19 protein-coding genes are annotated in these 22311 nt (G+C 37.2%); 13 read left to right on the forward strand and 6 right to left on the reverse strand.

What is annotated here, in order from left to right; genetic code table 11:
- Nucleotides 1–127: 127 nt before the first annotated feature.
- Nucleotides 128–1441 carry a T9SS type A sorting domain-containing protein gene (locus CLU97_RS15040; protein ID WP_121488660.1) on the reverse strand — a complete coding sequence of 438 codons (1314 nt, stop codon included), beginning with the start codon at nt 1439–1441 and terminating at the stop codon, nt 128–130.
- Between the two features lie 154 nt (nt 1442–1595).
- Here CLU97_RS15040 and CLU97_RS15045 point away from each other — a divergent pair, with 154 nt between their 5' ends.
- Together CLU97_RS15045 and CLU97_RS15050 are read left to right on the forward strand one after the other, a co-directional pair.
- Nucleotides 1596–3224 carry a helix-turn-helix domain-containing protein gene (locus tag CLU97_RS15045; RefSeq protein WP_121488661.1) on the forward strand — a complete coding sequence of 543 codons (1629 nt, stop codon included), beginning with the start codon at nt 1596–1598 and terminating at the stop codon, nt 3222–3224.
- The gene (locus tag CLU97_RS15050) at nt 3221–4354 is read left to right on the forward strand and encodes a tetratricopeptide repeat protein (RefSeq protein ID WP_121488662.1); all 1134 of its coding nucleotides are present in this window, start codon (nt 3221–3223) and stop codon (nt 4352–4354) included. The genes CLU97_RS15045 and CLU97_RS15050 overlap by 4 nt, the downstream gene beginning before the upstream one ends.
- 226 nt (nt 4355–4580) lie before the next feature.
- On the opposite strand, the gene pafA is transcribed toward CLU97_RS15050, so the two are convergent.
- The gene (gene pafA / locus CLU97_RS15055; RefSeq protein ID WP_121488663.1) at nt 4581–6227 is read right to left on the reverse strand and encodes an alkaline phosphatase PafA; all 1647 of its coding nucleotides are present in this window, start codon (nt 6225–6227) and stop codon (nt 4581–4583) included.
- Between the two features lie 95 nt (nt 6228–6322).
- Here pafA and CLU97_RS15060 point away from each other — a divergent pair, with 95 nt between their 5' ends.
- From CLU97_RS15060 to CLU97_RS15080, 5 genes are all read left to right on the forward strand, one after another.
- Nucleotides 6323–7117, forward strand: a complete 795-nt coding sequence (locus CLU97_RS15060; RefSeq protein WP_121488664.1) for a DUF6896 domain-containing protein — start codon at nt 6323–6325, stop codon at nt 7115–7117.
- 109 nt (nt 7118–7226) lie between these two features.
- A complete protein-coding gene (locus CLU97_RS15065) occupies nt 7227–7763 on the forward strand; it encodes a GNAT family N-acetyltransferase (protein WP_121488665.1) in 537 nt (178 codons plus the stop codon).
- A gap of 103 nt (nt 7764–7866) precedes the next feature.
- On the forward strand, nt 7867–8100 hold the full coding sequence (locus CLU97_RS15070) for a hypothetical protein (protein WP_121489760.1): 234 nt from the start codon (nt 7867–7869) through the stop codon (nt 8098–8100).
- A 115-nt stretch (nt 8101–8215) separates the two neighbouring features.
- On the forward strand, nt 8216–8767 hold the full coding sequence (locus tag CLU97_RS15075; RefSeq protein ID WP_121488666.1) for a putative glycolipid-binding domain-containing protein: 552 nt from the start codon (nt 8216–8218) through the stop codon (nt 8765–8767).
- A 148-nt stretch (nt 8768–8915) separates the two neighbouring features.
- Nucleotides 8916–9833 (forward strand): alpha/beta fold hydrolase, encoded by a 918-nt coding sequence (locus CLU97_RS15080; RefSeq protein ID WP_121488667.1) that lies wholly within the window; start codon nt 8916–8918, stop codon nt 9831–9833.
- Nucleotides 9834–10061: 228 nt separating this feature from the next.
- On the opposite strand, the gene CLU97_RS15085 is transcribed toward CLU97_RS15080, so the two are convergent.
- From CLU97_RS15085 to CLU97_RS15095, 3 genes are all read right to left on the reverse strand, one after another.
- Nucleotides 10062–10988: a malate dehydrogenase gene (locus tag CLU97_RS15085; RefSeq protein ID WP_034699354.1), complete on the reverse strand. Its 927-nt coding sequence runs from the start codon at nt 10986–10988 to the stop codon at nt 10062–10064.
- Nucleotides 10989–11106: 118 nt separating this feature from the next.
- The gene (locus CLU97_RS15090; RefSeq protein ID WP_121488668.1) at nt 11107–11658 is read right to left on the reverse strand and encodes a biliverdin-producing heme oxygenase; all 552 of its coding nucleotides are present in this window, start codon (nt 11656–11658) and stop codon (nt 11107–11109) included.
- A gap of 21 nt (nt 11659–11679) precedes the next feature.
- On the reverse strand, nt 11680–13878 hold the full coding sequence (locus CLU97_RS15095; protein WP_121488669.1) for an ATP-binding protein: 2199 nt from the start codon (nt 13876–13878) through the stop codon (nt 11680–11682).
- A gap of 378 nt (nt 13879–14256) precedes the next feature.
- Between CLU97_RS15095 and CLU97_RS15100 the strand changes: the two genes are divergently transcribed.
- The 6 genes from CLU97_RS15100 to CLU97_RS15125 all read left to right on the forward strand — a co-directional run bounded on the left by CLU97_RS15100 (nt 14257) and on the right by CLU97_RS15125 (nt 21442).
- Nucleotides 14257–15306: a linear amide C-N hydrolase gene (locus CLU97_RS15100; RefSeq protein ID WP_121488670.1), complete on the forward strand. Its 1050-nt coding sequence runs from the start codon at nt 14257–14259 to the stop codon at nt 15304–15306.
- A gap of 151 nt (nt 15307–15457) precedes the next feature.
- A complete protein-coding gene (locus CLU97_RS15105) occupies nt 15458–16624 on the forward strand; it encodes a porin (protein WP_121488671.1) in 1167 nt (388 codons plus the stop codon).
- Nucleotides 16625–16643: 19 nt separating this feature from the next.
- Entirely contained in the window at nt 16644–18074 is a 1431-nt protein-coding gene (locus tag CLU97_RS15110) for an anion permease (protein ID WP_121488672.1), read from the forward strand.
- A 16-nt stretch (nt 18075–18090) separates the two neighbouring features.
- On the forward strand, nt 18091–18747 hold the full coding sequence (locus CLU97_RS15115) for a succinate dehydrogenase cytochrome b subunit (protein WP_121488673.1): 657 nt from the start codon (nt 18091–18093) through the stop codon (nt 18745–18747).
- A gap of 11 nt (nt 18748–18758) precedes the next feature.
- Nucleotides 18759–20675 carry a fumarate reductase/succinate dehydrogenase flavoprotein subunit gene (locus CLU97_RS15120; RefSeq protein WP_121488674.1) on the forward strand — a complete coding sequence of 639 codons (1917 nt, stop codon included), beginning with the start codon at nt 18759–18761 and terminating at the stop codon, nt 20673–20675.
- Between the two features lie 14 nt (nt 20676–20689).
- Complete coding sequence (locus CLU97_RS15125; protein WP_121488675.1) at nt 20690–21442, forward strand: succinate dehydrogenase/fumarate reductase iron-sulfur subunit; 753 nt, start codon at nt 20690–20692, stop codon at nt 21440–21442.
- Nucleotides 21443–21532: 90 nt separating this feature from the next.
- Here CLU97_RS15125 and CLU97_RS15130 read toward each other — a convergent pair whose 3' ends face one another.
- Nucleotides 21533–22306: a cyclase family protein gene (locus CLU97_RS15130; RefSeq protein ID WP_121488676.1), complete on the reverse strand. Its 774-nt coding sequence runs from the start codon at nt 22304–22306 to the stop codon at nt 21533–21535.
- Between the last annotated feature and the right edge of the window lie 5 nt (nt 22307–22311).

The following is a 22311-nucleotide window of genomic DNA, read 5'->3' on the forward strand; positions in this document are numbered from 1 at the left end:
TTTATATGTATTTGCCAAAAAACCATCGTATGCTTAAAAAAACTATCTCTTTAATCAAATAAAAAAGAACAGCCGCTTTCAATATTGAAAACGGCCATTCATCCCACTACTTTACTATTTATATATGTTATTTTTTAATAAATTTATAGCTCTCCTGCTTCCCTCCTTTCAATGAGTATTGCAGAATATAATCTCCTTTTGGCAAGGATGAAACATCAATCTGCGCTTCCACAGTATTGAATGTTTTCACCCTTTGTCCAACCAAATTATAAATTTCAGCTTTCTCTATTTTTTCCGTTCCTTTAAAGTAAAGCATATCAGCTACCGGATTTGGATAAATACCTGTATTGTTTTTCTCTTTCACTGTATCATTCACTGACAAAAATGCTGTAATATCCAGATAAAAAGCAATCATCTGACCTGAAGCATTCGTCCCTGTGCCGGCAATTTTCTTTCCGTCCTGTGAAATGGACAAAGGAAGTCCCATGGTTACTCCATTGGTTGAAATTCCTAAGGACACAGCATAATCGTTCAGATTAATCCTTCCGGTGGATGAATTCCATATAAAACCTTCTCCCGACATAGGAGGTGCACCGAATGCTCTGTAATAGCCAATCACCGTTTTCCCGTCTGCTGAAATTCCCGTTGCTCCTCCTTTAAAGCTGAATGAAGCATTAGGGTGTGTTATGTAAGTAAGTCCGCCGATAGCATTCCACACATAAGGATTAGGATTTGCAGATCCAATGATGGTACTTCCGTCAGCAGAAATTCCGCCTGCTTCTCCTACATTGTTTCCGTTATTATCTGTAATAAAGCTTTCTACACCGTCCTGCCATTTTGCACCACTCCTGGTACCTGTCGGTTCATCCTGCCATCCTACAATTACTGTTCCTGCAGCATTGATTGCATTGGCTCTTGAACTACGTCCGGGAACCATACTTCCAAGATCTATCATTCCGTTTGCTTCATCCCATTTCACGGCATGTGCATTCGCTGCTGTGAGGTAGCCGAGACCTACAATTGTGCTTCCGTTGGTAGTCATTCCCCAGGTTGAGCTTACACTTCCATCCCATCCGGTGGGAACAAGTCCTCCCCTGTTTACCCAGGTAGAAGCAGCTACATCATAGGTTGATATTTCATTAAATCCCGTTGCGGCATTGGTTATAGAAGAAGATATTTTAGTTCCGTCATTGGAAACAATTGTTCTTCCGGCAGCCGGATATCCATTCGATATTGAACCTATCTGTACAAGCCCTCCGGCCGCATCCCATTTATAAACTCCTCCGGCACTTGTATGCATACTTACCACTCCATTATCCGAAACTGCTCCTACATTATAATTTCCTAAACCTATTACAGTAAGCTGAGCTTCCGCAAAACCAAAATTCAGGAAAAAACAAGCGGCCAATATTTTCATTGACATTCTGTAAAAATTTTTCATATTTTATTATATTTAGGCTTTCGAATTGGTGAAAACAATATTAATACAATATTCACCCTGTCAAAAGAAATTGACTTTCATAATTCGTGAATTTTAAAAGAATTTTATTTTTAAAACATTAATAACCAAACAGATATAAAATAATATTTTGAATATGGATTGTACCCGGATTATTCAAAAAAACACAAAAAACAAATTATTTACTCATCAATTATTTCAGAATAGCGGAAGAATTCTATCGTTTCTCTTCATTTTCTGCTCTCTTATTGCCAATGCGCAGTCCGGCCCGGACTTTGCAATTTTAGCCGATAAGGCTTTTCTTAAACTCTATCAGAATTCTGACGAATGCATTAGTTATACCCAGGGAATTCTCGTCAGTGATCAGGACGCCGAGCACAAAATGATGCTCCAGAATATCATTTCGCAGGCCTATGCTATGAAAGGTGATTATGTACAGTCTGTGAATATTTTTGCTCAACATGAAGATGCTGATCAGGAAACCGGACTTTCTTATTTCATGCAGGTTTTCAGTGATTATAATCTGGCGGATCAATATCAAAATTTAGGTTTGTACAATCAGTCTAAAAGAATTATCAGCCATCTTTTATCTGATCAGCGACTTCTTAAAAGCAGTGATCCGGCTTTGAGAATCACTACGGCAAAACTGTATCAGCTTCAGGGCCTGAACTCAGGAATTAACAGGGATTATCCTACCGCATTACAAAATCTTGATAAAAGCAATCAGTATTTGAGTGAGCTTAATGAGGAAAATGCCATTATAAAAATGGAAAACAGGATTTTCCGATCTTCTTATCTGCTGAAACAGAATAAACTTGTTGAATATAAAACACTTATAAACAGTGTTATTTCAGATCTTGAACATCAAAAAAGTAAACCTTTTCTGTTAGGATTGGCTTATGAAAACCTTTCCCAGTACTATTTTCTAGAACAGGATTATGCAACAGCCATTGAAAAACTGGAAACCGGACTTTCGTTGGTTGAAAACCTTCCTTTTAATAATTTAAAAATAAAAATTTACGAATCATTATCCCGAAATTACTACGCAGTCCATAATGATGCAAAATACCATCAGTACAATAAACTTCACAATGATTTAAAAGCAAAAACAGATTCAAATTCAAAAGAAGGCATACGATACCTTGTAAAGCTTGTTGAAACCAGTCAGAATAAGAATATAGAATTTCAGAAATTCATTCTTCAGAAGTCTTCCTTGTATCTGATCATTATTTTATTATTGATTGTAATAGGTCTGCTTACTTATTTTTTATTCATCAAAAGCAAAAATAAAGACTTAAAAAAGCAGTTTGACTTCTTTGAAAAACAGATCAGCCAGAAAGCTCAACCGGTTATTGTAAACAAGACACAAGCAATAACAAAAGATTCCGGTTCTACGAAAATATCAAGAGAAAAAGAGGATGAAATTCTCCAGAAGCTTGAGGAATTTGAAAAATCTGACGGCTATTTGAATAAGAACATGTCTTTATCTCTGCTTTCTTCCCAAATGGAAGTGAATACAAAATACCTTTCGGAAGTCATTAACAATAAGGAGAAAAATTTCAACGGGTATATTAATAAACTCAGGATTAATCATATTGTACAGCTATTAAGAAACGATGCTGCATTTCTTAATTATAAAGTGAGCTATCTCGCAGAGTATTCCGGTTTTTCATCGCACAGTGCTTTTACCACCGTTTTCAAATCTGTTACCGGAATGTCTCCTAACGTTTATATTCAGGAAATCAGTAAAACTAAAGTCTTATGAAATCATTTTTAAAAATACTTTATCTAACCCTATTTTGCTTTATCACTTTCGCGCAAGCACAAAAGACACCAGACAGTGTGTTAATAAAAAAAGCAAAGCTTGAAATTTATGACAATCCTGATAACGCCATTAAAATAGGAGAACAGCTGTTAAAAAATTCTCCTGACGTAAAGACGTCTATTAATCTTTATATGCTTCTTTCCACGGCTAATATTGCGAAAAGAAATTTTGAAGAATCTTTACAATATATTTTAAAAGCGAAAGAACTTTCCCAGAAAATCAATGATCCTAAAAGTCAGGCGGGTGTTCTTATTTCAGTGGCTATCCAGTATCAGCAAATGGAACTTTTCAGTAAATGTCTGGAAACACTGAATGAAGCTGATCTGTATATTGCAAAAATTCCGGAAAAGAACCCCGAAAAATATATTGAAACTGCGGCAAGCTATGCGATAAGAGGAATGGTTTATAAAAGCCAGTCTAATTCGGAAATTGCTTTGGAAAAGTTACTGATTTCGATACAGAATTATGAAAAAGTTCCGGTGAAAAAAACGACTTATTCCAATATGAGTGTGGTGTACTATAATATTGGCTATTGCTACCTGAATCTCAATCAAATTGATAAAGCACATGAAGCTTTTTCACAGTCTATCAATTATGCCCGAAAAAATTATGCTAAAAGTCTGGAAGCATTCGCCTTGAAAGGAATTTCTGAAATCCACAAACAAAGACATGAAAATCAGTCTGCCATTAATCTTTTATTAAAAGCTGAAAACCTTTGTAAAAACACAGGAGATATCATCCTGAATGAAGGACTTTACAAAGAACTAGCCGATAATTATCTTGCGATAGGACAACAGAATCTTTATCAGCAGTATAATAAAAAATACCTGGAAATGCGTTTCCAAAGAAAACAGAACGAGCTGAAATCCATTAACCGGGTAATCAACAATCACAATAAGGAAACGGCTTTAAAAAAGGAAAAACTGAAGTCTTATTATCACTACATTAAAATGGCTTCTGTTCTGCTGGGATGTATTTTTATAGTTATTCTTTTATATTTTATTATCAAAATCAGAAAACAGAATAAGAAGTTTCATCAGGAGATACAGCACATGATAAGAAACTCATAAGTTTTGAAAATAAAAAAACATTCCGGAATGGAATGTTTTTATATTGAATGTGTTTAAAAATTTCGAGAACCATTAAGAAGATTTTAGAAATAAAGTATAGTTAAGATTAATCATTCTGATTTTTAAGCTTAAAGCGGAGCTTGTCTTAATACTCTTAACGCCTTAATACAACCTTAATGGTTCCAAAAAATAAACATTTAAACAGATTTGTTCTATAATCATTAATTTATCTGCCAATAACTTCCGTAATCGGGTTTCCAACGTTTCCGCTTGGGAACTGGATTTTCAATAAAGAAGATACTGTAGGAGCAATATCTGTCATATGATATTCTTTGTTGCTTTCTCCCTGCTTTACTCCCCATCCCATAAAGATCAATGGAATGTGCGAATCATAAGAGTTCCAAACGCTGTGTGTAGTTCCTGTTTTAGAATATGGCGGAAGCATAGAGTCATGAGAAATTAACTGGATATCTCCACTTCTCTGTCTGTTGATCCCATTGATAATTCTCTGTTTAATCGGCTCCGGAATGCTTGACTCCTGCACTTTGTCTACAGAAACAGCATATAAAACCGTAGGATCTTTTTCAATTTCTTTTACGGCAAAGTTTCTTACATCATCCAGCTCAAGCTTGCTGTCTGCCAATACCTTTCTGTCGAAATAAACCTGATAGTTGTCAATAGCATTAACCAATTTATCGGCTCCAAATTTCTCTTTCAGTTTTTGGTTTAGATTCTTTTCTGCATCTTCACCGAAGAAACCTGTCGGGATTTTATGTTCTTTAAGGAATCCTACAGAATGTGCTCCACCATGGTCAGCAGAAAGGAAAACAGTGTACTCCCCTTTTCCAACTTTTGAATCCAGATAGTTGAAGAATTCTGCCAAATCCTGATCTAATCTGATATAAACATCTTCTACTTCAATAGAATTAGGCCCGAATTTATGTCCGGCATAATCTGTAGAGGCAAGATTGATCGCTAAGAAATCTGTGATATTATCTCCACCCAGTTTTTCACCTTCTACCGATGCTTCTGCAAGCTTCAACGTCAGTGTATTTCCAAAAGGTGTATAACGGATATTGTCTTTTTTAGCCTGATAATCTTTTGCTAAATTGCTGTAAGGGAATGTAGGTGTTTTTGCACTTCCCAGCAGTCCTTCCCACGAAGAATTATCCGGTGCACTTTCTGTATATTGATTGATCGGAAGTAAAGTATTCCAACCGTTGGCTACTAATTTTTCAGGAAGATTCTGAGAGTTGAATGATTTTACCCACTGAGGCAGATCATTCATATACCATGTACTGGTAATGAAATTTCCTGTGCTGTCATCAAACCAGAAAGCTCCGTTTGGCGTGTGCCCTGCCGGAAGAATAGAAGCACGGTCTTTTAAAGAAACCCCCACTACTTTTCCCTGGAAGTTGGTAGCCAGTCTCAATTCGTCAGTGACTGTAGTAGACCAAAGGTTTTTCGGAGAGTGGCTTCCGATTTTTGCATTGGTAGTTCCTACAGGCTGAACGCTCTCATCCGCTGTACAGTATACTCCTTTTCCTGTTTCTTTATCTGTCCAGTCGTTTCCTGCAATCCCGTGAATAGCAGGCACAGATCCTGTATAAATACATGTATGTCCCAAAGCCGTAATGGTAGGAACATAAGGAATATGTACATTATTTAAAGAATATCCTGTGTTCAAAAGCCTTTTGAAACCATCATTCCCATACTTACTATAAAAACGGTACAAATAGTCCCAACGCATCTGGTCTACTACCAGACCTACGACTAATTTGGGTCTTTCCAGTTGGGTATTTCTGTTCTTCTGTGCATTGATTGTAACTACGGACAATAAAGTAGCTGCCGCAATTGAAATGTTCCTAAGCATCCAAGTAAATTTTTATTGCCTACAAATTTAAGGGTTTTGAAAGTTTTGGAGTGTGAAATTTTATTTAAATTTGAACAAATCATTGATTTAATGCTTTGGAAAGAACTACTCATGTAATAACTGCAAAATCAATACAAGAACTTCCTAGTATTGATTCCCTCAGAAATATCCCGCGTCAAAAAACAATCAGAATAATTTTTGATCATCCTATCAGCCACATTAGAGAGGATTATGGCGAGCAATTAAAGAAAAACCTTCCTCATTTTCAAATTGGTATTCATTCAATGGAACCTAAAATTGAAATAAATAAACTGATCACCAAAGAAGAAATAATTGCCAATCAATTATTTTTTGTACAATGTGCAAAAGACTACAGAAAACTCGGAGAAGAACTGATACGTTTATTTATTAAAAAGAAAAAAATAATACTCAATGAAGATTTTCCATTTCTGGTTTTTAATTATTTAAAAGGTAGAAGTAGAAAAAGCCAGCATGGGAAAGTAGGGAATTGGGAGTATTTCCTTCATGGTTATCATTGTCACTTTCAAAATGTAATCACTAAACAGCAAATTGAGGTTCCTTTTATGTTTGGGATGGAGTTTGGAGACCTTGATCCTTACTTTTTTTCTCTTTATATTAAATCTACACCTGAGTACCAACCTCTTCCTGTTATTATTTATGAAAATTTTGCTGATGGAAAAAGAATATTAGATGTGATGCTTCAATTGGGACTATTGGAACGAATTAATTCAAACCTTGAAAATCATTCCGGACTTGTAATCAAAGACAGAAATAAAGTAGAAGTTAAAATATATAATCCTGATAAAGATTATGAAAAGCCTAAATTTCAATTCGGACTATTAAGACTTATTCAATTCTTTAACCTCTAAATTAATTTTTTTAAAAATATTCTAACTGTATACTAGAAAAAACAGTAAAAACATTAACACTATCGGTTAAAAATCTATTCAAAAATTCAGTAATCTTAAAATATATAATGTGGAAATAAGAAAACTACAAAAATTAACTTCTAACCCAAGTATAAAATGGGGACTTAACGGCTATACAACAGAAATCATATATTCTGTTTCTTCTATTGAATTGGGTGGTTCTTTTGAATTTATTTTAAGGGAAAAATCTTTGCTTTATACAAAAGTCTGGGAAACAACTTCTGAAGATATTGAAGAGCTCAATACCATTATTGAAAAGGAAAATTCTTTCGGAGCTTATGTGAATGAAGAACTTGCAGGCTGGATCATTTGCAAACACAGGACATGGAACAACAGCTTTTACATTGAAAATATCCTGATTGACGAAAAACACAGACGGGAGGGAATCGGTATTATGCTGATTAAAAGCGCCATTAAAGAAGCCCGAAGGCTCAACTGCAGAGTTATTGAACTCGAGACCCAAAACACCAACTATCCTGCTATACAGTTCTACAGAAGAATGGGTTTTAATATAACAGGACTGAATACAAGGCTTTATAATAATTCAGAGGAACTCGCTCTTTATATGACCTTAGATATGGATTAAATCTGGTATTATTTTACAATCTATTACTTTGCTCTAATTAAAACACTTGCAGGTGTGCTATTTTTTCTATACATTAGTAATCAGCAAATTAAAAAATATTACTATGAAAAACTTAAAAAAATTAAGGAGAAATCAGCTTGTCCTGATCAGCGGTGGTGATACTCCGTATGCAATCTGTGATATGGATGGAAATTGCCCACCAACAATAGGTTCTTACTATTGTAGTGATGGTACCTGTTACAGAGTTTCCGGAGGTGGCGGTGGCAACCCTGGATGTAATGAGCCCATGCGTCTTTGCCAGGAATGGGAAACCGGATGCGGATGCGTTTATATGTAAAATATTTTTGTTAGATAAAATTTTGTTGAGGGCGGTTTTTACCGCTCTTTTTTGTACTAAGCCTGAGCATTCATTATCTTGTATGTCATAATAAAAAATATCAAAGAATATCATTATGAAAACATTGATCTGGAAAGGAATATTTTATCAGTCTCTTGAATATTTCAGTTTACAATCAGATAATAAAAACTATACTGCAAAATCCAAAATAATAGGATGTCATAAAGCTAATATATATACTGTAGAATATAGAATCCTTATTGATAAAGACTGGTTTGTTCAGGATTTCTTGATCAAATGTGAGATTAATACAATTAAAAGAATCTTTTCAGGAAAAAGAAATCAGAACCAATGGGAAATCAATGGGGTTGTAAATTCTAAATTCAATAATTTCAAATTCATAGATATTTCTCTGACTCCATTTACCAATACACTACCAATCAACTACTTAAATATTTCAGAAAACAATTCTCAGAAAATTGACGTTTTATATATTGATGTTTTAAAACATCAAATCAGACCGGTTCAACAGCAATACACGCGAACAGCTGTTAATAAATATCTGTATGAAAATATTGAAAATGATTTTAAAGCTGAAATTTCAGTAGATGAAATGGGATTAGTTACCAGCTACCCAGAATTATTTGAGAAAATCGCTGAAAATTGAACTCATCAAAGAATCAATATAAATAATAATAAAATCAAAACCAATCACTTACCTTCATAGTACTGTAATAATCTTAAGAAGTCCCAAAGCAAAGAAAGATAATTTCTAATCTTGGTAATAAACAGCCCCTTACAACTGTTATTACTATATGAAAACAATCTCTCTCTTATTCTTTTTGTTCATTTCCCTGGCTGTCGTTTCAGCTCAGAATAATACTTCCGAAAGTTTCTTTGAAACCTCAGATCATGTAAAGATCAAATATAAAGTTGCCGGAAAAGGCGAAGCCTGCCTTTATATTCCCGGAGGTCCCGGACAGGGATATCCTTCTTTTGAGCTGCTGGGTGGAAACAGCCTGGAAAAAAGCATGCAGATGGTTTATATGGATCAACGGGGCTCCGGCAAATCCGGAACTGCTGAAAATTATCATCTTGACAAAATGATTCAGGATATTGAAGAACTGAGACAGCACCTCAAATTGAAAAAAATCTTCCTTTTAGCCCATTCTTTTGGCGGAATCATAGCGGCTAATTATGCTAAAAAATATCCTCAAAATACCAAAGGACTCATTCTTGCCAATGTCACGCTGCATTTCCTGAATGATGAATCTGTCAAAGAGCAAATTGAATATGGTAACAGCCTTTTACAGATAAAAAACAGAGAAGTCTCTAAAGACAGCCTTTCTTCTGAACTTTCAAAAGTCAGCAGTGCTTTAAGAAAGAAAAGAATCGGGTATAAATTCCTAACTGAAGATATCGAAACTATAAAAGAAATGGACAAAATTGATTCTCTTCATCCCCGTATCATTGATTTCGGAATGGCTGTCATCTCAAAACCTAAAGATTTCCCGGAATATTATGCCGATTATGCTCCGATGACAAAAGATATCAAAGTTCCTGTGCTTGTCATTACAGGAAAAAGGGATAAAGCAGTCGGAACTCAGCATTATAAAACCTTTCGGTTTCCTAATCAGAAAGTAGTTTCCATTGATGGCGGACACCTTTTGTATTATGAAAAAAATAAGGCCTTTGTGGATACTGTAAATCGTTTTGTGAATACAGCGAAGTGATTTGGTATTGAAAATTTTGGTTTTAGGGCTTCGGCGTGGCCTGCGGCCGCGCCGAAGCCCTAAAACCATTAAACTTAAACATGGTTTCCCGTAACGATCTCTGCTGGCGAGAGCGTCTAGCTCGTGTCCTCAAAACAATAAACTAAATTTGTATTGCTATAAAAAACAACCCCGGCTGTTTCAAAGAAACAGCCGGGGTTTATAATTCCTGCTTAAAGCGGATAGTTATTAAAATTTAAGATCTCCATTCACCTCTCTAACTGCATTAGCAGCTTCAGCGAATTTCAATTGCTCTTCAGCAGTCAATGTTACGTTTACAATTGATTCTACACCGTTTGCTCCGATGATAGCAGGAACACCTAGGCAGATATCATTTTGTCCGTATTCTCCTTCAAGCATTAAAGAACAAGGGATCATTTTCTTCTGGTCACATGCAATAGCCTGAACCATTACAGAAACTGCTGCACCTGGCGCATACCAAGCTGAAGTTCCTAATAATTTTGTAAGGGTAGCTCCTCCTACTTTAGTTTCTTCAATTACATATTTTTGTTGCTCATCGCTTAAGAATTCAGTTACAGGAACCCCATTTCTTGTCGCTTTGCTCAATAATGGAAGCATACCCGTATCACTGTGAGCAGCGATTACCATTCCGTCTACATCAGAAATTGGAGCTTCTAAAGCTTCAGCCAATCTGTATTTGAATCTTGCAGAGTCTAATGCACCACCCATTCCGATGATTTTGTGCTTAGGAAGACCTGAAGTTTTGTGAACAAGGTAAGCCATAGTATCCATTGGGTTAGAAACCACGATGATGATTACTTCCGGAGAATGTTTTACTAAGTTTTCAGTAACTTCTTTCACGATACCAGCATTGATACCGATCAATTCTTCTCTTGTCATTCCAGGTTTTCTAGGAATTCCTGAAGTGATTACTGCTACATGAGAACCTGCAGTTTTGCTGTAATCTCCTGTTGTACCCGTAATTTTTGTATCAAATCCGTTAAGAGATGCTGTCTGCATCAAATCCATTGCTTTCCCTTCAGCAAACCCTTCTTTAATGTCTACCAAAACTACTTCTGAACAGAAGTTCTTCATTGCGATGTATTCTGCACAGCTTGCTCCTACAGCGCCTGCACCTACTACAGTTACTTTCATATTGTTACTTTTTAAAAATTATTTTTTGTTAGTTAAGTTTAAATTTGAAACTCCCCAAATTTAACAATTCCTGAAAAATTGAGCAATTTTTCAGGAATTTAATTAGAATTAAAATAAATTAGTTGACGTTCAGTAAAAACGTATATAATTTTTTAGCGCCGGAAAGCACTTCATTGTAGTTTTCTTCCGTTACTTCTGTATCCAGAACTTCTTTGAAATTCTTCCACATAGAGCCTGTACTTTCCTGGTAACATCCGAAAAAGTTGAAGGTAACCTCATCAAACCCTTCCGTTTTAGAAAGTTGTTTTGCAATTACATTTCCACCAAGTGTAGAACCTTCAATCACATACATTGCTCCAAGTGCTTCATGTTCATTACTGAATTCGAGAGTATGAGAAACTTTCTGGTTTTCCAGAGAAAGACTTTTCAGATCTTTTTCAATGAGAGAAAGTTTTTTTCTCGCATCCAGCTGAAGCTTTTCCGCATATTTATCAGAAAGGTTACTGAAAATTTGATCTTCACTGTGAAGAAGCATCAGGTAATTGGTGTGAATTATCTTTTTATAATCCTCTAAAGTGAAAGTTTTATTAAAAATCTTTTCAGAATTAAAAAGTTTTTCTGCCGCATCGTGATAATCTGCCGTATTCTGTTTAAGATATTCTGATACCATACATAACGTTTTAAAAGTTTCTCAAATATAAGGCTTTTTGAACGTTAAAATAAAAGAAGTACCCTCTTCATTGCTTTCAAAATCCACATTTCCACCAATTCTTTTCATGATACGGTGTACAATAGACAATCCTATCCCATTCCCTTTAAATTGTTTGGCATTATCCATCCTGTTGAAAATTTTAAACATCTTATGCTTTTCTTCTTCGGGAATACCAATACCGTTGTCTGAGATCCTGTAAATAATAGTCTGCCCATCTTCCGTTCCTTCAATTTCCACTTTTGGATGATCTTTGTGAGAAGAATATTTTACGGCATTATTGATGATATTAAGAAATACCTGATGAAGCATGGTTTTATCTGCTAAAACATCCGGACATTCTTTAATAATAACTTCACTGTTTGAACTACCATAGGTCATCTTAGCATTTTCCGAAATTTTGTAGATTGTAGAAGCTGTTTTCAGGCTTTCAAGCTGAACTTCACTATGCTTGGCACGGCTAAGCTGTAATACATCCTGCATCATTTCAGCCATACTGTCAATTTCTTCGATGATCGTATTAATTTTCGTCTTGCTTTTTTCAGTATCTCCGGCAAGATTTCCAAGAAGCATCTGAGCATTCAGTTTCATAACTGTCAAAGGAGTTCCCAGATCATGGGAAATGGTATAAGAAAAACTATCCAGTTCTTCATTTACCTTCTTCAGCTCATCATTAAGACTTTTGATGGCATTATAGTTTTTGTGTGAGGTCTCTAAAATCAAATCCCGTACAGCATGCACCGCACTTATATTCCGGGAGTTCCATCTTGTGGAATACCCTTTAATATTTTCTGTAAAAATGTGGAAAGAAGTTCTGGGTGATATCATTTGTTTTTCCTCTCCGTTTTGAGAAAAAACAGTTACTTTTTTTTCAGGATTTCCTGCCCAGTCAATATGTTCATCAAACTCTTTACGAAACCAGATCAGCATTTCATTTTTATCCCTTTCTATGAAATAAATAATGACTCCGGCAGCATTTTTAGACAAATTCAGCTCCTCACCATAATCTTTAAGAAAGCTTCGGCTCACAAAAATACGGTCATTGGTATGGCCAAGTCCCCATTGCACAATTTTAGCAATGCTTTCCATATCCGGTGTACTTCCCGATGTGATAATGCTGTCATCCGAAACAACGGCCATTCCGTCTGCTTCCGGCAATCTTTGTATCTCTGTTTTACTTTCAATAAGCGAATCAAAAAGATGATGATGTTTTAAAAATTTAGTTTTTAACTCTGCTATTTTTTCATTCAGTTCCAGGCGATAATTCAGTTCTCGCTTGGATTTAAAAGAAGAATAGGCATTAGCAGCCAATGTTGTAAAAATCCCAGCCTGTACCCTGTCTTCAAGGTCAATATGCTTCGGTTCTACATTCTGGCATGTTACCAGCCCCCAAAGGTGATCATCAATGATAATGGAAACACTGAAACTGGAAGCTGCTCCTGAATTTTTAAGATACTGCCCATGAATAGGTGACATTCCTCTGGATGCCGAAAAAGTAAGGTCAATACTTTCAGCACTTTTGCTTAAAATAGGAACGGTATCAGCATAAACGTTGCTGAAAATTCTCTTTCGTTTTTTCAGATAAAGATCCCGGGCCTGCTTGGGAATATCGGATTCCGGATAATGAAGCCCCAGAAAGCTTTCCATGTTTTCATTTTTCTTTTCTGCAATTACTTTTCCGGAACCGTCCATCATGAATTTATAAACCATCATTCGGTCATAATTCACCACCTTTGTCAAGGTTTCCAGCAAATGATTCCAGAGCTCCTTCTCATTATCGATGATGTAAAAATTATCATATTTATTGGAAATTCTTTTGTCAGGATTGATCAATACTGCTTCAAATTCAAGGAAAATATAAGCTTCACTTTTGAAAACAGAAAAATGATACTCTTTTTCGTTGATAAAGATTTTGTCAAAATAGGTTTCGTTTTTACGTCTGGTAAACCTTTCCAGAGAAGTGTATATTTCTGAATTGATAATGCTCTGAAAGCTTTCCGGAAAGTCTGTAATCTTCCTTTCGAAAAGTTTTTCCGGACTTTCGATGGTAAATATATCCGAGATATTCCTACTAAAAAAAGTAATGGTATGGGACTCTGCGTCAATACCAATCAAATAACCAAAACTTTGTATAGAACCCGGAATATGGATAGGTTCTTCATGACATTCTACAAAATTCATATATCTCTTCAGTCTATTAATCAAATATAGCGTTTTTTTGAATGGTTTTCACTTTTGTGGTATGTAATTTCAAAGTCCACTCTACCAAGCATTCATGGAGGAATCCTACAAAAAGGGCATCAAAAATACATTAAACTATTCTTTATTTTTCTCCCTTTTTAATGCTATATCTCTAAATATACAAAAAAATTTCCAATAATGGAGTTATTCTATCTTTAACCATGATTCATAACATGGATTACACATTATTAATCTTAATAATTGTTTTATTTAAACAAATTTTGCTAAATTTATATCACCAAATAATGAATATGATCAAAATTCTTTGAATTATTCACAATAAATTCAATACAAAATTTAAATTCAAATAATACTATTATGAAAAAGTTCCCATTAATTTTATTTTCTATGATCCTTTCCGTAGGATTATGGAATCCGTCAGAAGCCTGTACAAGGGTGGTTTACAAAGGACCTCAAAATACCGTTATCACAGCCCGTTCCATGGACTGGCGAGACGAAATCCCTGCTAATTTATGGGTTTTACCTAAAGGAATAGAGCGCAACGGACTGGTAGGTGCCAAATCTGTAAAATGGACAGCCAAATACGGAAGTCTCATAAGCTCTTCCTGGGATATTGCTTCAGCCGACGGCATGAACGAAAAAGGATTGGTTGCCAACCTGCTTTGGCTAGGAGAATCACAATATCCAAAATTTGACGGAAAAGGAAGTAAAAAGGGAATTGCCATTTCATTATGGGCACAATATTATCTTGATAATTTTGCCACTGTAAAAGAAGCTGTAGAGTATTCACAAAAAGAACCCTTCGTGATTGTAAGTGATTATATTCCGGGGACAGAGAGATTTACAACCGTACATCTTTCTCTTTCTGACGCTTCAGGTGACAACGCTGTTTTCGAATACATCAACGGTAAACTGGTTATCCATCATGATCCTTCTTACACTGTAATGACCAACTCTCCTATTTTTGAAGAACAGCTTGCTCTTAACAATTACTGGAAAGGAATTCCGGGGACTGTTATGCTTCCGGGAACCAACCGCGCTGCAGACCGTTTTGTAAGAGCTTCTTATTACATCAATGCCATTCCACAGACGGCAGACACCCGTACCGCAGTAGCAAGTGTTTTCAGTGTGATCAGAAACTGTTCAGTACCTTACGGAATCACTTCTGCAACGGAACCTAATATTTCTTCTACAAGATGGCGTTCTGTTTCCGACCAGAAAAATCTGGTGTATTATTTTGAGACGGTTTTCACTCCAAATACTTTCTGGGTAGATCTTAAAGATTTCGACTTAAGTGCCAAGGGAAAAGTAATGAAACTGGATCTGAGCAATAATAATACTTACAACGGGAAAGCCAATGCCAATTTCAAAGAATCTGCACCGTTCACATTCTTAGGATTAAAATAGATATTTCACCACAAAGATGCTTACCTGAAGTAAATAATCTGCTCTGGCAGAGGAAAGGATTTAAGTATGTCAAATGATGATATCAAACCACTGTCATCAGGTAAAAACTTTATGGCAAAATAAAGTTCCACAATAAAAAAACAAAATAGATATGGCCTTTTTTTCGATTAAAAAGAAAAGCCTGATCCTGTGCATGCTGGCCTGCGGGTTATCAGCTTATGCACAAAATCAGGATTCTCTGAAGACCACACCTCCTCCACAGGAAGAAGAAAATGTAAAATATCCGCAGCTGCAGATCAAAGGCCTCTTTCAGGCGCGTTATCTGGTAGGGATGAGTAAAGATGTTGATGTAAACGGACTTCATCATGCCGATGGTTCCGGAACTGATAATAATTTCATGCTCAAATACATGAGGGTTCAGGTTCGGGCACAGATCAGTAAACGAACTGAAGTGGTTGTTTTGGCCAACCTCGCTGATTTTAAAAATGATCCCAAAAGCAGAGTTCTTGAAAATGCTTATCTGAAGTACACCTTCAATCCTAAATTAGCGATTACCGTAGGACAATTCAGACCTTGGTTTGGTATTGAAGAGACTTATCCAATTGACATTATTAAATCTTTAGACTGGTCCAATCAATACACAGAATTCGGAAAACTGGGCTGGACAAGCTTCCAGATCGGGATGTCTGCAACAGGACAGCTTCAGTTGGGAGAAATACCTTTTCAATATGCAGTTTCTATAGTTAATGGGAACGGAAAGAATCAAATCAATGACAACGATAACGGAAAACAATATTCTACCCGTCTTGTTTTTGGATTATCAAAAAAATATCACTTTAATATAGGTCTGAATGGAGGTACAGGAGAGGTTTTCAGCAAAAAAGTATACGCTTTGGGAGTAGATTTGAGTTCACTGATCGAATTTAATCCGAAATGGAGTCTTGACATGCAGCTGGAAGCTAAACAGGCAACCAACCACGTTCTCTACAATTCTATTGCCCCTGAATTAAGACCTGATAATCCCGATCAATACCTGATTCGCGGTGCTTATTTCCTTCCGAATTTAAGATACGAGATCAATCATAAAAACCTGAGTGCCTTCGAATTATCCTGCCGTTACGAATATCTTGATGCCAATTTCAGAATGGCTTCCAACCCAAGACAAACGATTACCCCAATGTTCGGCTTGGAGTTCCTGAAAAACTATGGTGCGAGAATTCAGCTGGGTGTACAGTTTGACCGCTACAAATATCAGGTTGAAAATACATCACAATACAATAACAATCTATTCATTGTACAGGTACAGAGTAGGTTTTAACGATTAAACAGTTAGTATCATGAAAGAAATTAATATCAAAAACATAGCGATCACATTTGTTGTTGCGTTAATCATATGGCTCATTCCGGCTCCGGAAGGTGTTGCAGAGAATGCCTGGCATCTGTTTGCCATCTTTGCAGCCACCATTTTAGGAATCATTCTAAAAGCTGCTCCAATGGGAACCATGTGTATGATGGCCATTGGTTTTACTGCCCTTACGCAGGTAGTTGCTCCTGGGGATGCAGGAAAATCTATTACCAAAGCACTTTCTGGTTTTGGAGACAAAGTAATCTGGCTGATCGGGATTTCATTCTTTATTGCCAGAGGATTTATCAAAACAGGATTAGGAAACCGTATTGCCTTTTTATTCATCAGAGTTTTTGGTAAAAGTTCATTAGGATTGGCTTACGGATTAGGACTTGCCGATGTTTGTCTGGCACCTGCTATTCCAAGTAATACTGCAAGAGGAGGTGGGATTATCTACCCGATCATGAAATCTATGGCCATAAGTTTTGATTCCGTTCCTGAAAAACCGGAAACCCATAGAAAATTAGGCTCATTCTTAACGTTGAACAGCTACTACATGAATCTCATCGCTTCTTCCATGTTCCTTACCGGAACTGCCAGTAACCCGATGTGTCAGAAATTTGCAGCCAACCTTGGTATTGATATTACCTGGATGTCATGGGCTGCGGCAGGTTTCATTCCTGGTGCAGTAGCCTTCTTTGTGGTTCCTTTAGTTCTGTACAAATTATATCCGCCTGAATTGAAAAAAACAGGGGATGCTCCGAAAATGGCCGCTCAGAAATTAAAAGAAATGGGACCTATCTCCAGAAACGAATGGCTGATGCTATTGGCATTCTTCATTCTATTAGCTCTTTGGATATTCGGTGGAGCGCTTTCTATTGATGCAACGACTACAGCCTTCATTGGGTTAACCTTATTGCTGTTAACTTCAGTATTAACCTGGGAAGATGTAAAAAGTGAAAAAGGAGCATGGGATACCATCGTTTGGTTCGCTGTACTGGTGATGATGGCAAGTTCTTTAAATGAATTGGGATTCATTGGCTGGTTCAGTGACCTTATTAAGGTGCAAATTGGAGGTTTGAGCTGGCAGGTAGCTTTCCCTGTTATCATTCTGGTTTACTTCTTCAGTCATTATATTTTCGCAAGTGCCACCGCTCACGTAGCAGCCATGTATGCTGCATTGCTTGGTGTAGGTGTTTCTTTGGGAATTCCACCTATGTTATTGGCGATGATGCTTGGTTTCATGGGTTCAATTTATGGAGTACTTACTCATTATGGGCACGGTCCGGCTCCTGTATTCTTCGGAAGTGGATATGTAGACCTGAAAGCCTGGTGGGTAAGAGGTCTTGAAATAGGAATCGTTCTGTTGATCATTTATATGGTTGTAGGAGGATTGTGGATGAAAGTCTTAGGATATTATTAATCAATAAATCAAAAATATGTTATCAACACTGTCAAGAAAAATGCTGATGTGCCTTACAGGACTCTTTTTGGGATTCTTCCTGTTGATTCATTTCCTTGGAAACCTTCAGCTTTTCCTACCACAAGAGCAGGCGCACCTGCAATTTAACGCGTATTCGCATTTTTTATCAGGAAATATCATTATTAAAATAGTTTCTTACGTTTTGTATGCCAGTATTATTCTGCATGCTGTAGACGGATTGATTATTACTTTAAAAAACAAAAAATCCGGAGGAGATTATAAGACCGACAGACGTGGAAGAGCCAGCAAATGGGCTTCCAGAAATATGGGAATTCTCGGAACATTAATTCTTATTTTCCTGGTGATCCATTTCCAGAACTTCTGGTATATCTACAAATTCGGAAATCCCCCTTTGGATGAAAACGGAAATAAAGATCTCTACATTCTGGTCGTGAATGTCTTTAAAGAATGGTGGTATGTTATCATTTATGTGTTATCAATGATCGCTCTGTGTTATCATCTTATTCATGGGATACACAGTGCTGTAAGAACCTTGGGACTTTACCATCCTAAGTTTGTAAAATGGTTTAAGACTGTTGGGATTGCTTATTCAATCATTATCTGTGTAGGTTTTGCATTGATGCCCATCTATGTATTTTTTACTTATCAATAAACAGAACGATCATGATTTTAGATTCAAAAATACCACAGGGCCCATTAGAACATAAATGGGAAAATTATAAAAAGAAAGCAAGACTCGTTAACCCTGCCAACCGTAAAAAGCTGGATGTAATTGTTGTAGGCACAGGATTAGCGGGAAGTTCTATTGCAGCTTCTCTGGGAGAAATGGGATATAATGTGAAATCATTCTGTTTCCAGGACAGCCCGAGAAGAGCCCACTCTGTGGCAGCACAGGGAGGTGTGAATGCTGCAAAAAACTATAAAAACGATGGCGATAGTGTCTACAGAATGTTTGTAGATACCTTGAAAGGAGGAGATTTCAGAGCCCGTGAAGCCAATGTATACCGAATGGCAGAATGTTCTCTGAACCTCATCGATCAGGCAGTAGCACAAGGTGTACCTTTTGGCCGTGAATATGGAGGATATCTGAACAACAGATCCTTCGGAGGAGTTCAGGTAAGCCGTACATTCTATGCCAGAGGACAAACGGGACAGCAGCTTCTTCTGGGCGCTTATCAGGCATTGATGAGACAGGTTGGAAAAGGCTCTGTACAATTGTTTTCGAGACATGAAATGCTGGATTTAGTTACTGTTGATGGAAAAGCTAGGGGAATCATCGTAAGGAATTTAGACACAGGAGATATTGAAAGACATGCAGCACACGCTGTAATATTGGCAACGGGAGGATACGGAAAGATCTATTATCTGTCTACTCTTGCCATGGGATGTAATGGCTCTGCAATCTGGAGAGCTCACAAAAAAGGAGCGTTGATGGCGTCCCCAAGCTGGATTCAGGTGCACCCTACTTCTCTTCCGCAATCCGGAGATTATCAGTCTAAGCTGACTTTAATGTCTGAATCATTACGTAATGACGGACGAATCTGGGTTCCGTTGAAAGAAGGTGAAAACAGACCACCCAATGATATTCCAGAAAATGAAAGGGATTATTATCTGGAAAGAAGGTATCCTGCTTTCGGGAACCTTGCTCCGAGGGATATTTCTTCCCGTGCAGCCAAGGAAAGAATTGATGCAGGATTCGGAATCGGACCGTTGAAAAATGCGGTTTATCTTGATTTTTCAAAAGCAATTCAAGAGCAGGGAAAAGGTAAGATTCAGGAAAAATATGGGAATTTATTTGACATGTATCTTAAAATTACAGGATACGATGCGTACAAAGAACCCATGATGATCTCCCCTTCCGCACACTTCTCCATGGGCGGACTTTGGGTAGATTATGAACTGATGACTACCGTTCCGGGATTGTTTGCTTTAGGTGAAGCTAATTTTGCCGATCACGGAGCGAACAGATTAGGAGCCAACTCACTTTTACAGGCTTCTGTAGACGGATATTTCATTGCTCCCTATACGATTGCCAATTATCTGGCGGATGAAATCCATACCGGAAAAATTTCACCGGATACTCCTGAATTTGAACAGGCAGAAAAAGCGGTTAAAGATCAAATTAATGACTTCGTCAATATCAAAGGAACCAAAACCGTTGATTATTTCCACAAAACATTAGGAAAACTCCTGTATGATTATTGCGGACTGGCCAGAAATGAAGAAGGATTGAAATATGCCATTCAGGAAATCCGAAAACTGAAACAGGAATTCTACAAAGACGTAAGAGTTTCCGGACAGGGAGATAAGATGAATACCGAACTGGAAAAAGCAGGCCGTGTAGCCGATTATTTTGAAATAGGTGAACTGATGTGCTATGATGCCTTAACTCGTAACGAGTCCTGCGGAGCCCATTTCAGAGAGGAATTCCAGACTCCGGACGGAGAAGCCATGAGAAATGATGCGGAATACCAATTTATCTCTGCATGGGCTTGGGCAGGTGAAAATACTGAACCTGAATTAATTAAGGAACCTTTAACCTTTGAAGAGATTCAGCCAACGGTAAGAAGTTACAAATAAAAAAACAGAAAATTATGGATTTACATCTTAAGATATGGAGACAGAAAGATAGAAAAAGTGAGGGGAAACTCGTTGGTTATGACCTGAAAGGATTGAATTCCCATATGTCTTTCTTAGAAATGCTGGATACGCTGAATGAAAAACTAATTATTGAGGGCGATGAGCCTGTAGAATTTGATCATGACTGCCGTGAAGGGATCTGCGGACAATGTGGGATGATGATTAACGGTATTGCCCATGGTCCATTGAAAAATACGACTACCTGCCAGCTTCATTTAAGGTCTTTTAAAGATGGTGAAACGATTCTGATAGAACCTTTCCGTTCCGAAGCTTTTCCGGTGAAAAAAGATTTGAAAGTAGACCGCTCTGCTTTTGACAGAATTATATCTTCAGGAGGTTTTGTGTCTGTCAATACAGGGCAGGCTCCTGATGCTACAGCCATTCCGGTAACCCATCAAACAGCTGAAGAAGCTTTTGATTCTGCCGCATGTATCGGATGTGGAGCCTGTGTTGCCACCTGTAAAAACGGAAGTGCAGCCTTATTTACGTCTGCAAAGATTACCCACATGGCACTTCTTCCCCAAGGAAAAGAAGAACGAAGCAAAAGAGTGCTGGATATGATTGCCCAAATGGATACGGAATTATTCGGGCACTGCTCCAATACGGAAGCCTGTGAAGTGGAATGTCCTCAGGGAATTTCTGTGCTGAATATCGCCAGAATGAATTTTGAATATAACAGAGCTTTGTTTTTCAGAAAGAAAAATTAGCCTGAGAAACAATAGTAATAAACAGAATGGCGAATTTGAAAATAATCAAATTCGCCATTTTTATTTCTTGGAGGTCAAAAATTCACATTCCTATGCATCCATCATCGCTACCACTCTCACCGGAGCAGCAGAACCACCCACAATTTTAAGCGGAAATACACAGATTTTAAATCCTGATGGGGGCAGCGCTCTCAGATTGGTTAGCTGTTCGATGTGCAAATATTCTTTTTCGATACCTACACGGTGACCTTCCCAAAAGAATTCGGGATCATTAAGTTCTTTGGCTTTCTGAGCCATATATTTCAGAGGAAGATCCCAGCCCCATTGGTCAATTCCCATTACTTTCACGCCCTGATCAATCAGCCATTCTGTAGCTTCTTTGCTCATTCCCGTTCCTTTTTCTACAAAATCTGATGTTCCCATCATCTTATCACGATCGGTTCTGATCAGTACAATATTTCCTTCCTGTATGGTAATTCCGTTTTTATCAAGATCTTTTTTAAGATCATCTACGGTGATGGCCACAAAATCTTCTTTATGGGTACAGTCGATCACAATTCCGTCTCCATAGCACCACTCCAATGGAATCTGATCTATTGTTTTGGCAGGTTTTCCCTCTACTATAGGACCATAATGCCATGGTGCATCTATATGAGTGGTGGCATGAAGCCCCATATTTTTAATGGTGTCATCTGCCCAGCCTATCCAGTTTTTAGGAAAAAGTCTTGACGGAAGTCTCAATGCCAGCCTAATCAACCAATGCGATTTCCTATGGGCTTTATGTTTGATTTTTACCCGCATGAACCATGGGTCTCCTACATTGTACTGAATCGGTTTTGTTAAATCGACAAGTATTGTTTTCATATGAT

It is taken from the genome of Chryseobacterium sp. 7, from assembly GCF_003663845.1.
In the GTDB taxonomy this organism is placed as follows: domain Bacteria; phylum Bacteroidota; class Bacteroidia; order Flavobacteriales; family Weeksellaceae; genus Chryseobacterium.